13 protein-coding genes are annotated in these 13,619 nt (G+C 70.4%); 7 read left to right on the forward strand and 6 right to left on the reverse strand.

The genetic code is table 11. The annotated features are described in order from the left end of the window. Positions 1 to 65: 65 nt before the first annotated feature. From ACQKIP_RS24030 to ACQKIP_RS24045, 4 genes are all read right to left on the reverse strand, one after another. Positions 66 to 815: an LmeA family phospholipid-binding protein gene (locus ACQKIP_RS24030; RefSeq protein WP_365860230.1), complete on the reverse strand. Its 750-nt coding sequence runs from the start codon at positions 813 to 815 to the stop codon at positions 66 to 68. A gap of 125 nt (positions 816 to 940) precedes the next feature. Continuing rightward, positions 941 to 2,155 carry a hypothetical protein gene (locus tag ACQKIP_RS24035; protein WP_365860229.1) on the reverse strand — a complete coding sequence of 405 codons (1,215 nt, stop codon included), beginning with the start codon at positions 2,153 to 2,155 and terminating at the stop codon, positions 941 to 943. Positions 2,156 to 2,163: 8 nt separating this feature from the next. Beyond that, entirely contained in the window at positions 2,164 to 2,418 is a 255-nt protein-coding gene (locus ACQKIP_RS24040) for a MoaD/ThiS family protein (protein WP_365860228.1), read from the reverse strand. Further along, positions 2,418 to 3,305, reverse strand: coding sequence for an alpha/beta hydrolase (locus ACQKIP_RS24045; protein ID WP_365860227.1), 888 nt, complete (start codon positions 3,303 to 3,305; stop codon positions 2,418 to 2,420). Before ACQKIP_RS24045 ends, ACQKIP_RS24040 begins: the two co-directional genes overlap by 1 nt. A gap of 233 nt (positions 3,306 to 3,538) precedes the next feature. Here ACQKIP_RS24045 and ACQKIP_RS24050 point away from each other — a divergent pair, with 233 nt between their 5' ends. The 6 genes from ACQKIP_RS24050 (at position 3,539) to ACQKIP_RS24075 (ending at position 9,059) form a co-directional block, all read left to right on the forward strand. Beyond that, a complete protein-coding gene (locus tag ACQKIP_RS24050) occupies positions 3,539 to 4,351 on the forward strand; it encodes a winged helix-turn-helix transcriptional regulator (protein WP_365860226.1) in 813 nt (270 codons plus the stop codon). Between the two features lie 23 nt (positions 4,352 to 4,374). Further along, on the forward strand, positions 4,375 to 5,397 hold the full coding sequence (locus ACQKIP_RS24055) for a LacI family DNA-binding transcriptional regulator (RefSeq protein ID WP_365860225.1): 1,023 nt from the start codon (positions 4,375 to 4,377) through the stop codon (positions 5,395 to 5,397). Positions 5,398 to 5,572: 175 nt separating this feature from the next. Then, on the forward strand, positions 5,573 to 6,580 hold the full coding sequence (locus tag ACQKIP_RS24060; protein ID WP_365860224.1) for a S1C family serine protease: 1,008 nt from the start codon (positions 5,573 to 5,575) through the stop codon (positions 6,578 to 6,580). A 42-nt stretch (positions 6,581 to 6,622) separates the two neighbouring features. Next, positions 6,623 to 6,841 (forward strand): hypothetical protein, encoded by a 219-nt coding sequence (locus ACQKIP_RS24065; RefSeq protein ID WP_365860223.1) that lies wholly within the window; start codon positions 6,623 to 6,625, stop codon positions 6,839 to 6,841. A gap of 62 nt (positions 6,842 to 6,903) precedes the next feature. Then, the gene (locus ACQKIP_RS24070) at positions 6,904 to 7,641 is read left to right on the forward strand and encodes a response regulator transcription factor (protein ID WP_365860222.1); all 738 of its coding nucleotides are present in this window, start codon (positions 6,904 to 6,906) and stop codon (positions 7,639 to 7,641) included. After that, the gene (locus ACQKIP_RS24075; RefSeq protein WP_365860221.1) at positions 7,638 to 9,059 is read left to right on the forward strand and encodes a HAMP domain-containing sensor histidine kinase; all 1,422 of its coding nucleotides are present in this window, start codon (positions 7,638 to 7,640) and stop codon (positions 9,057 to 9,059) included. The genes ACQKIP_RS24070 and ACQKIP_RS24075 overlap by 4 nt, the downstream gene beginning before the upstream one ends. A gap of 5 nt (positions 9,060 to 9,064) precedes the next feature. Here the strand turns inward: ACQKIP_RS24075 and ACQKIP_RS24080 are convergent, their stop codons facing one another. Both ACQKIP_RS24080 and ACQKIP_RS24085 read right to left on the reverse strand, forming a co-directional pair. Beyond that, positions 9,065 to 10,375, reverse strand: coding sequence for an LmeA family phospholipid-binding protein (locus ACQKIP_RS24080; RefSeq protein WP_365860220.1), 1,311 nt, complete (start codon positions 10,373 to 10,375; stop codon positions 9,065 to 9,067). A gap of 97 nt (positions 10,376 to 10,472) precedes the next feature. After that, positions 10,473 to 12,293, reverse strand: coding sequence for a bifunctional metallophosphatase/5'-nucleotidase (locus ACQKIP_RS24085; protein WP_365860219.1), 1,821 nt, complete (start codon positions 12,291 to 12,293; stop codon positions 10,473 to 10,475). A gap of 272 nt (positions 12,294 to 12,565) precedes the next feature. Between ACQKIP_RS24085 and mshD the strand changes: the two genes are divergently transcribed. Further along, a complete protein-coding gene (gene mshD / locus ACQKIP_RS24090; protein ID WP_365860218.1) occupies positions 12,566 to 13,489 on the forward strand; it encodes a mycothiol synthase in 924 nt (307 codons plus the stop codon). The last annotated feature ends 130 nt before the right edge of the window (positions 13,490 to 13,619 follow it).

A 13,619-nucleotide genomic window follows, 5' to 3' on the forward strand; every position in this document is an offset into this window, starting at 1 on the left:
CGCGCGCACGGCCTCCTCCCGGCCCCCGGCACGGCCGCCCGCACCCGCCCGCTCCGTATCCGCCCTCAGCCCGCGAGCTTCACGTTCGTGCCCTTGACCGAGATCTCCACGCCGTCCTTGGCCGGCTCCACCTCGTCGATCTTGATGCCCCCCGGCAGACCGGTGACCTTCTCCTCGAAGTCGGTCACGTCGCGCACCAGACCCTCGGGGAGAGGAATCGATACGCCCATGACCTCGAACTTCTTCGGGATCTCGTCGGCGTTCACCTTGATCGTGTCGTTCTCGACCTTGACCGAGCTCATCACGTGCACCGGCTTGGGCAGCTTCGCGCCGCCCTTGCTGACCTCGACCTCGACCTTGATCTTGTTGCCGCCGCCGTCCGAGAGCCCGACCACCTTGCCGGTGGCGCCGAGCGGCAGCTCGACCGGCTCGCCCTGCGCCTGCTTGAGCAGCTCGTCGTACGAGATCAGGGCCGTACCGGTGGCTTCGTCGGCGGTGGCGGAGCTGTAGTCGCCGGAGAACTCGACGCCCTTCATCTCGGCGTTCAGATCGGCGATGCGGATCTTGTCGGAGCCGGACGTGGCGTCGTAGTTCTCGATGCCGATCTCGACGTCGTCGAGCGTGCCCCCGGCGACCTGCGTCAGGAACGGAAAGCCCTTGATGGAGACGTCGGGCGTCTCGCTGAGCCCCTCGCTGGTACGCAGCTTCTCCGCCGCCTCGTCCTCCGCGAAGCCGACCGCCAGACGGTCGGCGGCCACGAACAGGCCCCCCAGGATCACGACGAGGATCAGAAGTATTCGTACGGCGCGCTTCATGTCCGGTGTTCCCCCACCTTGTCCCCCGACTCAACTGACGTTTTCCGCGAGCCTAAAGGACAGGTCCCCGGCGGGAGCTCCCGGCCGGGGACCTGTCGATCAGCTGTGACGATCAGCCGTGCCGGTCAGCCGATGGCCCTGCCCAGGAGGTAGACGGCCGGGGCCGCCGCCGCGAGCGGCAGGGCCACGCCCGCCGTCATGTGCACGAAGCGGGACGGGTAGTCGTAGCTGGCGACCCGGTGGCCGATCAGCGCGCAGACACCGGCGCCGAGGCCGAGAAGCGCGCCCTTGCTGCCGAAGTCCGTCATGCCGCCGACGGCGATCCCGGCACCGGCGGCCGCGAGCAGCGCGACGACGACGGATGCGGGCGTCGGCAGGGGCAGCGCGCGGGCGATCACGGCGACCGCGACGGCGATGCCGCCCACCGTCACGGCGTCGTCCGGGGCCGCGAGGTGCCCGGTCGCGATGATCGCGAGGGCGGAGGAGGCGACGGTCGCCATGAGACCGGCCATCCGCTCGTCGGCGGAGGCGCGGCTGCGCAGTTGCAGGACGAGCACGAGCAGCACCCATACGCCCAGGGTGCCGAGGATCGCGGCGGGCGCGTTCTCCTTGCCGGTGGCGAGCAGCGCGATGTCGGCGACGACGCCGCCCATGAAGGCGAGCGCGATGCCCTGCCGGGCGGGCCACATCCCGTTGAGCCGGAACCATCCGGCGGCGGTGACGGCTTGCAGCAGGATCAGCGGTACGAGCAGTGCGTACTGGCCGACGGCGGCGGTACCGGCGAGCAGCAGCCCCAGGACCGCGGTCAGGGCCGCGGGCTGGATCCCCGGCTCTATGATCGGCGACCGCCCTTCGGCGCGGGCCCGCTGGGCGTCGGTGATACGGGCGTTGCCGGTGGTGGTGGCGGGGCCGTAGGTGGCGGGGACCGGTTCGGGGGCTTCGTCCGCCGCGGCCACGTCGTACTGCGGATGTGGCTGCGGCATCGGCTGCGGCTCCGGAATCGGCTGTCCATACCCCTGCGGAGGCAGATACGCGGTCTCCGTCACGTCCACCACGGGCGAGGGCTGGATCTGGGTGTCCCAGGTCTGCCCCTCCCACTGCTGGGTGTACGCGTCCCGGGCGTAGGGCTGCTGCGGCTGCGGCTGCTGCGGGTACTGGTACTGCTGCTGGGCGTACTGCTGCTCAGGGGCGTAGGGCTGAGGCTGTGGCTGCTGATACTGCTGGTGCTGCTGGTGCGGCTGCTCAGGCGGATAGGGCTGCTGCGCCTGCTCAGGGGGATATTCCTGGCGGTAGGGGTCGTAGTCCCCGTACCCGTATCCCTCATGGCGTGGATCGCTCATATCGCTGCTCACCCTCCTGCGAACGGCGGGAGCACCTCGACCGTGCCGCCCTCGGCCAGCCGTACCGTCTCATGCCCGCGGGTACCCACGGGGTCGCCGTCGATGAGGAACGAGCATCGTTGCAGTACACGGACGAGCTCACCGGGGTGTCGCTCGCGTGCCGCGTCGAGCGCCTCGGCCAGCGTCGTCGCGGCGTACGGCTCCTCCGCGACACCTGCGGCTGTTTTGGCCGCGGCCCAATAGCGAATGGTGCCGTTCACCATCACAGCTCCTCTCCTCCGGCGATCGCCGACCCTTCGGCGATTGCCGACGTCCATGATGCCGTGGCCCACTCGGCGATCCGACCGAGCAGTGCGTCGTCCGCCGCGTTCTCCGCGTGCCCCATGCCCGCCTCCAGCCAGAGCTCGGCCCCGCCCTCCGCGGCGGCGGCCAGCATCCGGGGGTGATCCACCGGGAAGTACGGGTCCCGGTCCCCGTGCACGATCAGGAGCGGCGTCGGCGCGATCAGCGGGACCGATTCCACCGGCGAGAGGGGGACGGGGTCCCACTCGTGCGGGTGGATTCGCGTGCGCAGGCCGAAGCGGCCCACCACGCGTCCCATGGGCCGCGTCACCACCCAGTGCAGCCGCCGCATCGGCGCCGTCCCCCGGTAGAACCAACGGGCCGGAGCGCTCACGGCGACCACGGCGTCAACCCGCGCTTCCGTGCGCCCCCCGTGCGCGGCGCCGGCCAGGGCCGCGTGCCGGAGCACCACGGAACCGCCCATCGAGAAACCCACGGTCACCACCCGTGTGTGGCCGAAGGACCGGGCCCACTCCACCGCGGCCGCCAGGTCGAGCACCTCGCGGTCGCCGACCGTGGAGAGCCCGCCGGACGCCCCGTGGCCCCGGAAGGAGAACGTGATCACGGCCGCACGCTGGGCGAACACCCCGGCCGCGCGGCGCACGTGCGGCCGGTCGATGCCGCCCGTGAAGCCGTGCGCGAGCACGATCGCGAGCTCCCCCGCGGGGTCGGGACCGGGCTCGTAGACCGCCTCGACGGCGACTCCGTCCTGTGTACGGAGCGTTGCGCGGCGTTGAACGCGGGGCGGAGTGCGAGTGATCGGCGGCACAGAAGATCCCGCCTCTTGGCCTGCCGGACCGGAAGTCATGTGGGCTATTCTCCTTGGCAGAGGATCCGGGCAGCGAAGCCCCCGGGTCCTTTCGTGCTTTCAGGCACGTTGTCCACGACGGCGTGCAGGGCCCGGGGCGCGGGCCCTGGAAGCACGGCAGCAATCAGTACGAAGCAGTGCCGTAAACGTCCTCGCAGGGACCGAGGAGGAACCGACGTTATGGGCGAGCGAACCGTGCACAACCGTAGGACGACCCAGGCGGGTGAGCAGCGATGAGTTCTCTGCTGCTCCTTACCAATGCCCTTCAGCCGTCGACGGAGGTGCTCCCCGCTCTCGGCCTGCTGCTGCACAACGTGCGGGTCGCCCCCGCCGAAGGCCCGGCCCTCGTCGACACCCCCGGTGCCGACGTCATCCTGATCGACGGCCGCCGTGACCTGCCTCAGGTCCGCAGCCTCTGCCAGCTTCTGCGCTCCACGGGACCCGGCTGTCCGCTGGTCCTCGTCGTCACGGAGGGCGGCCTCGCGGCCGTCACCGCCGACTGGGGCATCGACGACGTGCTTCTCGACACGGCGGGCCCCGCCGAGGTCGAGGCGCGCCTCCGCCTGGCGATGGGCCGCCAGTCGATCACCGCCGACGACTCCCCCATGGAGATCCGCAACGGCGATCTCTCCGTGGACGAGGCGACGTACAGCGCGAAGCTGAAGGGCCGGGTCCTCGACCTGACCTTCAAGGAGTTCGAGCTGCTCAAGTACCTGGCGCAGCACCCGGGCCGCGTCTTCACGCGGGCCCAGCTGCTCCAGGAGGTCTGGGGCTACGACTACTTCGGCGGCACGCGCACGGTCGACGTGCACGTACGGCGCCTTCGCGCGAAGCTCGGCGTCGAGCACGAGTCGCTCATCGGAACCGTCCGGAATGTCGGTTACCGCTTCGTGACTCCGGAGAAGGTCGAACGCGCGGCCGACGAGAAGAAGGCGAAGGCGGCGGCCCCGAAGGCCGAGGGCGAGCACCGGGAGATCCCGAAGCGCGAGGCGGCACCCGCCGCGTCCGCGCCGAAGGAAGCTGCCGTACGCCCTGCCCAGCGGTAGTTCCATCCGCGTAGACTCCGCGCGTGGCCAAGGTGACTCGGGATGACGTTGCACGACTTGCGGGTACTTCCACCGCCGTCGTCAGCTATGTCATCAACAACGGACCTAGGCCGGTCGCCCCGGCCACGCGCGAGCGTGTACTCGCCGCGATCAAAGAGCTGGGGTACCGGCCCGACCGGGTCGCCCAGGCCATGGCGTCGCGGCGGACCGACCTCATAGGCATGATCGTGCCCGACGCGCGGCAGCCGTTCTTCGCGGAGATGACGCATGCCGTGGAGCAGGCGGCATCCGAGCGCGGAAAGATGGTCCTCGTCGGCAACACGGACTACGTGGACGAGCGCGAGGCCCACTATCTGCGGGCGTTCCTCGGCATGCGGGTCTCCGGGCTGATCCTCGTCAGCCATGGTCTGACGGATCAGGCCGCCGCGGAGATCGACGCGTGGGACGCGCGGGTCGTGCTCCTGCACGAGCGGCCCGAGGCGATCGACGACGTCGCCGTCGTCACGGACGACCTCGGCGGCGCGCAGCTGGCCACGCGGCACCTTCTGGAACACGGGCACGAGTACGTCGCCTGTGTCGGCGGCACCGCCGAGACCCCGACCGTCGGCGACCCCGTCTCCGACCACGTCGAGGGCTGGCGGCGGGCGATGCAGGAGGCCGGGCGTTCGGTCGAGGGGCGGCTCTTCGAGGCTCCGTACAACCGCTATGACGCGTATCAGATGGCGCTGAAGCTGCTTGCCCGCCCCGATCGGCCGACGGCCGTCTTCTGCTCCACCGACGACCAGGCCATCGGTGTGCTGCGGGCCGCGCGGGAGCTTCGTATCGACGTACCGGACCAACTGGCCGTCGCCGGGTTCGACGACGTCAAGGAGGCGGGGCTCACCGACCCGCCGCTGACGACCGTGGCATCGGACCGGCCCGCGATGGCTCGCGCGGCGGTTGATCTCGTCCTGGACGACGGGCTCCGGGTCGCCGGTTCGCGCCGGGAGCGCCTGAAGCTGTTCCCCTCACGCCTTGTGGTCCGGCAGTCCTGCGGCTGCAGCTGAGCCTTTTCCGCACCGATGCGTCGGCGATGGCGGAGGGCAGATGCGGGGTAATCGGCTGGGTGGGCAGGAAAGATTCGCCGCGAAGCGGCGGCTTTATATGGGGCATACGAGGTTCTACCGGTGTTCTCAGGGCGTACTCAGACCCCTCTCATGAACGCCCCGCAGCCTAGATCCCATGACAAACAGCGGCGAGTACCCCCAGCAGCAGCAGTCGTCAGCGCCTGTTCACCATGGCGGTACGCAGGGCGCGTACCCGCCCCCGCCCGCTTTCGCACCGGAAGCGCCCCCGAAGCCCCCGCGCCGGCGGGCCAAGGGGCCCCTCGCCCTCCTCGCCGCCGTCGCCATCGCGGCAGCGGCCGTGGGCGGCGGCACCGCGTACGCCTTCCAGGAGCTGACCGGCAAGGACGGCACGGCGACCAGCGCCACCAACACGAACGTCGTGCCCACCAGCCAGAAGGGCACCGTCTCCGGCGTGGCCCAGGCGGTCAGCCCGAGCATCGTTGAGATCAGCGCGAAGTCGAACTCCGGTGAGGCCACCGGCTCCGGCGTGATCATCACGGACGACGGCGAGATCATCACCAACAACCACGTGATCTCCGGCGCCACGTCGGTCAAGGTGACGACGAACGACGGCAAGTCGTACGACGCCAAGGTCGTCGGCACCGACAGCAAGAAGGACCTGGCGCTGATCAAGCTCCAGGACGCCTCCGGCCTCAAGGCCGCGAGCCTCGGCAACTCCGACAACGTCAAGATCGGCGACGACGTCGTGGCGATCGGCTCCCCCGAGGGCCTGACCGGCACCGTCACCAGCGGCATCATCTCCGCCCTCGACCGCGACGTCACCGTGTCGACGGACGAGGACCAGGGACAGCAGCAACAGCAGGGCGGCGGCGGCTGGCCGTTCGAGTACGGCGGCGAGCAGTTCAACGGCGACACCGGGTCGTCGAAGACCACGTACAAGGCCCTCCAGACCGACGCCTCGCTCAACCCGGGCAACTCCGGCGGCGCGCTCATCGACATGAACGGCAACATCGTCGGCATCAACTCCGCGATGTACTCGCCCAGTTCCTCGTCGCAGAGCGCCCAGTCGAGCTCCTCCGGCAGCGTCGGCCTCGGTTTCGCCATCCCGATAAACACGGTCAAGGCCGACCTGGACACCCTGCGGGCCGGCTCGACCGACTGACCCCGACCACTCCCCCCTCCCCCGGAGCACCTGGAGGCCGCCATGCCCGGACCCCTGATCACCGTCAACCGCGCCCGGCACGCCCTGGCCACCACCATCGGCTGGGGCAGCGTGCCCGACACCGACCCGGCGGGACTCGGCCTCCCCCTCGCCGTGGCCCGCGAGCTGCACGGCGCCTCGCGGGAGCGCGCCCCCGAAGTGGCCACGGCAGCGTCCCGGCCCGCCGCACGCCGCAAGCCCCGCGCGCGCGTGCGAGGCTGATACCGGCCCCGTCCGACACGTCCGAACCGCGCTCGGATCCGTACTCGAGGAAGTCACAGCCGATGAGCCCCGCCGAAGGCGAGCAGCAGCAGCGCATCTTGATCGTCGACGACGAGCCCGCGGTGCGGGAGGCGCTGCAACGCAGCCTCGCCTTCGAGGGCTACGGCACCGAGGTCGCCGTCGACGGCGCCGACGCGCTGGAGAAGGCGGCGGCCTACCGTCCCGACCTCGTCGTCCTCGACATCCAGATGCCCCGCATGGACGGCCTCACCGCCGCGCGGCGGCTGCGCGCGACCGGCTCCCTGACGCCCATCCTGATGCTCACCGCGCGCGACACGGTCGGTGACCGCGTCACGGGGCTCGACGCGGGCGCCGACGACTACCTGGTCAAGCCCTTCGAGCTCGACGAGCTCTTCGCCCGCATCCGGGCCCTGCTGCGGCGCAGTTCGTACGCCGCGACCGCGGGGCAGGCCGAGGAAGGCGACACGCTCGCCTTCGGCGACCTGCGGATGGACCTCGCGACCCGTGAGGTCACTCGCGGGGCGCGCACGGTGGAGCTGACCCGCACGGAATTCACCCTCCTCGAGATGTTCCTCGCGCATCCTCGTCAGGTGCTCACACGGGAGCAGATCCTGAAGGCGGTCTGGGGCTTCGACTTCGAGCCCTCCTCCAACTCCCTCGACGTGTACGTCATGTACCTGCGCCGCAAGACGGAGGCGGGCGGCGAGCCCCGCCTCGTCCATACGGTGCGGGGTGTGGGGTATGTGCTGCGTCCGGGGTCCGGTGGGGGCGCCGAGTGAAAGGTCTTGTACGGCGGTACCGCGCCATGCCGCTCCGGTCACGGCTGGCGATGCTGGTCGCCTTCGCAGTGGCGGTCGCCGTGGCAGCGGCGGCGGTGGCCTGCTGGTTCGTGGTGCGCAATGCGCTGATGAACTCGCTGGACGACGCACTGAGCACCAATCGGGTCCGTGCCGACGTGGTGGCCAGCCGGATCGACCTGGAGGGGAACTGCCAGCGCTCGGTCATCCGTGACAAGGACGACCCGAACCTGTTCAAGCAGACGATCCAGGTCGTCGACCAGCACGGCGGCCACTGCGTCATCGTCGGCACGCAGTCCATCAAGGTCACCGACGAGGACACCGCGGTCGCCAAGCGCGAGTCCGGCGAGGTCTATCACACCGCGACCGCGTCGAACGGCGACAAGTACCGGGTGCTCACCTACCCGTTGGACGGCCCCCAGGGCCTCGCCGTCACCGTCGCCCGCCCGCTCAGCGAGATGGACGACACCCTCGACAACCTCATCCTCGTCCTCGCGCTGGTCGCCGGCATCGGCGTACTCGGCGCAGGCGCCGCCGGCCTGTGGGTGGCCCGGACCGGGCTTCGCCCGGTCGATGAGCTCACCGCGGCCGTGGAGCACGTGGCCCGCACGGAGGATCTGAACCTCAGGATCCCCGCGGAGGGCGACGACGAGATCGCCCGCCTCTCCCGCTCCTTCAACTCCATGACCGCATCCCTCGCCTCGTCCCGCGACCTCCAGCAGCAGCTCATCGCGGACGCGGGGCACGAGCTCCGCACCCCCCTCACCTCGCTCCGTACGAACATCGAGCTGCTCGCCCGCAGCGAGGAGACGGGACGGGCCATCCCGCCCGACGACCGCAAGGCCCTGCTCGCCTCCGTCACGGCGCAGATGACCGAACTGGCGGCGCTGATCGGCGACTTGCAGGAGCTGTCGCGCACGGAAGCGGGGCAGATCGGCAAGGTGCAGGTGGTCGCCCTGCACGAGATCGTGGAGGCGGCCCTGGAGCGGGCCCGGCTGCGCGGCCCCGAGCTGACGTTCGCCGCGGACCTCGCCCCCTGGTACGTACGCGCCGAGCCCCCGGCCCTTGAGCGGGCCATCGTGAACATCCTGGACAACGCGGTGAAGTTCGGGCCCCCCGGCTCCGCGGTCGAGGTGGCCCTGAAGGACGGCGCGCTGACCGTACGCGATCACGGCCCCGGTATCCCCGCCGACGAGCTCCCGCACGTCTTCGACCGGTTCTGGCGTTCCCCGTCGGCCCGCAGTCTCCCCGGATCGGGCCTCGGCCTGTCGATCGTGGCGCGGACCGTGCACCAGTCGGGCGGCGAGGTCACGCTCGAGCGGGCCGGTGGCGAGGGCGGGACCGTGGCCACCGTCCGGCTGCCGGGAGCGCCCACCCCGCCCCCCGCCGCCACCGCGTAACCCCGCTACTTGCCGATGCTCAGCCCCGTGCCCGTGAGCCGCACCCGGATGCCGTCCTTCTGGACGTTCACGTCCTTGAGCCACACGTGCCCGTCCCCCGGCAGCTTCGGCAGCTGGAAGGCGAGGGTCAGGCGGTCGGCGAGGACGGGGCGGGTGAGCTGGGAGAGGCCCTTGAGCAGCGCCGGGTCCAGGCCGAGCTTCTTCAGGAGCTCGGGGTGGCCCATCGCGACGTCGATGAGGTTGAGGCCCATCACGTCGTTGACGAAGCGCGGGGAGCCGACGAGTTCGTTCAGCTTGGTGTCGCTCTTCAGGGCGCCGCTGACCACGGAGTCCGACACGCCGAGCCGCTTGACGATCGACGGCACGGAGAGCAGCGCCTTCGCCTTGGCCGTCTCCTTGGAGAGGCGGTCGGCGGAGGCCTGGCTGAGGTGCAGGCCCTCGGACTCGCGGGTGCCGGGCCGGTAGGTGGCCAGGTCGCCGATCTGGAGGCTCATCCTGCCGATGTCGGTGGAGATGCCGCGGTCGCCGTTGCGCTCGATGCGGGCGTCGGCGCGCAGCTTCAGGTCGTGGCCCGCGACGGGCAGCGTGCCGCGCGCGAGCACCTGGTCGTGGCCGTGGCCGGTGAACGTGACCTGCGATGCGCCCAGTTCGCGGTTGAGGTCGTCGAAGGAGAGCAGCACCTCGCCGTTCATCTCGCTGATGCGGGCGCCCTTGATGTCGGTGGCCCCGTCGCCGGTGATCTTCACGTCGTTGGCGGTGGCGGAGACCTGGGCGAGCGAGATCCGGTCGGCGGCGACGTCCGGGACGGTGACCTTGACCTTGTCCACGCGCTTGTCGAAGACCTGGGTCAGGAAGGGGAAGCCCTCGATCTCGACCTCGGGAGCCGCGCTCAGGTGCATGGAGTCCTTGAGCTTGTCCGCGGCCTCGTGCTCGGCGTAGAGCAGGGCCCAGCGGTCGCCGAGCGCGAGGAAGGCGGCGAGTACGACGAGGGCGACGACAGCCTTCGCGGCGAGCGGCAGCCCGGCGAACCGGGTCCGGCGGCGGCCTCGGCCGCGATTGCCGCGGCGGTGGTTCGGCGGCTGCCAGGGGGCGTCCGACTTGTCGGCTTCACCCTCATCGTCGGCCTCGTGGAGGAACTGCTCCAGCGGGTTCGGCGTCGCGAGGGCCGCGAGCTCGTCGTACGGGTTGAGCGGGGCGGTGGTCTCTACCGCCTCTTCAGATGCTTCTGGGGGAACCGATTCGGCGTGCCAACCATCAGACGGATAGGCCTGGTTGTGATCGGGCGGAAGCGTGGCTATGCGGTGGGGGGAACGCATCAGCTGATTTCACCATACGTTCACACCCCACCCCAAGCCTTACGTCCAGTAACGACCGATATGGGCCGCTTACTCTGTGACCCTGTTAACGGGTCGTTCACTTCACGATGGTGATCCGGTCCGCCTTGGGCGGCGCGATCGGCTTGTCCGCCGTGGAGTTGGCCGTCAGGTAGTCGTTGAACGCCTTCAGGTCATCGCTGCCGACCAGCGGCTTCGTGCCCTTGCCGAGCTCGGCGAAGCCGTCGCCGCCGCCCGCCAGGAAGGAGTTCATCGCCACACGGTACGTGGCGGCCGGGTCGATCGCCGAACCGCCCAGCTTGATCGAGTCCGTCACGACACGATCGGCGCCCGACTTCGTCATGTCGAGCGTGTACGTCAGGCCGTCCGAGATCTGCAGAATCTTCGGGGATGCCTCGTTCGACCCGCTGACCTGCTGCTTGAGCCCAGTGATCAGCTGCGCTCCGGTCAGGTCGACCAGATTGACGGTGTTGCTGAACGGCTGCACGGTGAAGCCCTCGCCGTACGTCACGACGCCGTCGCCCTCGCTCCCGCTCGCCTTGAAGACGAGGTCGGAGCGGATGCCGCCGGGGTTCATCAGCGCCAGATCCGTCTCGGGGTCGAGCGACTTGCCGTGCGCGAGCTGCGCGTCCGCGATCAGGTCGCCGAGCGGCGCCTCGGGCACTGAGGCGCCACGGCCGGGGATGTCGGCGGAGATGTAGCCGACCGGCTTGTCGGCGACCGGCGCGGCCAGCTTGTCCCAGCGGGAGATGAGCGAGGTCATGTCGGGGGCCTTCGCCTGCTCCCGGCTGACCACGTGGTTCGCGGACTTCACGCTCGTACGGACGATGTCCTTGGTCTTGCGGTCGTACGTGAGCGTCGTGTCCGTGTAGAGCTTCCCGAAGGAGGAGGCCGACGTGACCATGCGGGGCTTGCCCGAGGGGTCCGGGATGGTGCAGACGTACGCGTTGTGCGTGTGCCCGGTGACCAGGGCGTCGACCTTGGGCGTGATGCCCTTGGCGATGGTGGTGATGGGCCCGGAGATGCCGTCGCCCGCGCCCGGCGAGTCACAGTTGTAGTTGTAGGTCTGCGAGGCGGGGACGCCGCCCTCGTGGATGAGCGTGACGATCGACTTCACGCCCTGCTTGTCGAGGATCTTGGCGTACTTGTTGACCGTCTCGATCTCGTCGTGGAACTTCAGCCCCTTGACGCCGTCGGCGGAGACGATGTCGGGCGTGCCCTCCAGGGTCACGCCGATGAAGCCGACCTTCACGCCCTTGTGCTTCCACACCCAGTACGGCTTGAGGATGGGCTTGCCCGACTTCTCGTCGGTCACGTTGGCCGCGAGGTAGGGGTAGTCCGCCCCCTTGAACTCCTTGCCCTTCTCGAAGCAGCCGTCCTTGGGGTGGCAGCCGCCGTTCTGCATACGGGCCAGCTCCTTGGCCCCCTCGTCGAACTCGTGGTTGCCGACGCTGGTTACGTCGAGGCCGAGCTTGTTCATCGCCTCGACGGTCGGCTCGTCGTGGAAGAGGCCGGAGAGCAGCGGGCTCGCCCCGATGAGGTCGCCGGCCGCCGCCGTGACGCTGTAGGGGTTGCCCTTACGGGCCGTACGAAGAGACGTGGCGAGGTACTCGGCGCCGCCCGCGTCGATCTTCTTCTCGGTCCCGTCGGGCTGCTTCTCCGTCACCTGGCCCGACGATCCCGCCGGGGGCTGGAGATTGCCGTGGAAGTCGTTGAAGGACAGCAGCTGCACGTCGACGGTGCGCTTCTTGCCCGACGCACCCGCCTTGCCTGCGTGGTCCTGCCCGGCGTTCGCGGGCAGCGCGGCGACCAGCGCACCGAGCGTGGCGAGACCGGCAGCGGCGGCGAGCACCCGGGTGGCGCGGCGTCTTGGCCGACGTGGCTGAGGTGTGGCTGGCACGTGTCCCCCTGGGAGAGGTGTGAGACGGCTGAGGGTGTGAAACTCCGTGCGCAGCCTAAAGTCAACGCGCGTAGCGCGACAGGGGGTTACGGGTTACGAGGTGGTTGCCATCGGGGGCGCTCCCGCCCCGCCGGGAAATCCGTGCCGGCGTACGGGGGCGAAGGCGGCCGGGAGCGGTGCCGGGAGCGCGTACGCCGTGGTGCGCTCCCCCGCGGGCCGCGAGTACGTCCGTGATCTGCTCCACGGGCGGTCGCCGCCGTACCCTCGACTCCATGACTGACGAGCAGCAGCCTCCCGCCTCCCTGCGGCAGATCGACACGGTCGCCGCCCTCACCTCCGACCAGGCCGACGCCGTGCTCGGGCTGATCGCGGAAGCCGCCCGCACGGACGGCCAGCAGGCCGTGTCCGAGCAGGGGCGGCTCCAGCTGCGCGGCGGGGAGCGGGACGGGGTGCGGCATCTGCTGCTCACCGTCGGCAGCGAGCTCATCGGGTACGCGCAGCTGGAGGACACCGACCCCATCGAGGCCCCCGCCGCCGAGCTCGTCGTGCACCCCGCGCACCGGGGCCGCGGGCACGGCAGGGCGCTCGGCACGGCGCTGCTCGCCGAGTCGGGCCGGCGGCTGCGGATCTGGGCGCACGGCGGGCACTCGGCGGCGCGGCACCTGGCCCAGGTACTCGGGCTCACCCTCTTCCGCGAACTGCGTCAGATGCGGCGGTCCTTGGGCGACCTGGACCTGCCCGAGCCCGTCCTTCCCGATGGCGTCTCGGTACGCCCCTTCGTCCCCGGCCAGGACGACGCGGCCTGGCTCGCGGTGAACGCCGACGCCTTCGCGCACCACCCCGAGCAGGGCTCCCTGACCCAGCGCGACCTGGACGACCGCAAGGCCGAGCCGTGGTTCGACCCGGCGGGCTTCTTCCTGGCCGAGAAGGACGGCGAGCTCGTCGGATTCCACTGGACGAAGGTCCACGCGGACGAGGGCCTCGGCGAGGTGTACGTCCTCGGGGTGCGATCGGGCGCGCAGGGCGGCGGCCTGGGCAAGGCGCTGACGACCATCGGCCTGACCCACCTGGCGCAGGCGGGCCTGCCGACGGCGATGCTGTACGTGGACGCGGACAACAAGGCCGCGGTGAGCGTGTACGAGCGGCTCGGGTTCATCACGCACGAGACGGACCTGATGTACCGCACGGAGTCCTGAGCGCCGGACGAAATGAGGAAGGGCGGGGGGGTGGCCCGGGGACACCCCCCCCCGCCGCCGGTGGCTTATAAAAAAAAACCAGCCCCCCAGACATTTTGAAAACGAGGTTTGCGGGAGGGGGGTGTTAATA

Source organism: Streptomyces sp. NPDC059900, assembly GCF_050270335.1.
Taxonomy (GTDB): Bacteria; Actinomycetota; Actinomycetes; order Streptomycetales; family Streptomycetaceae; genus Streptomyces.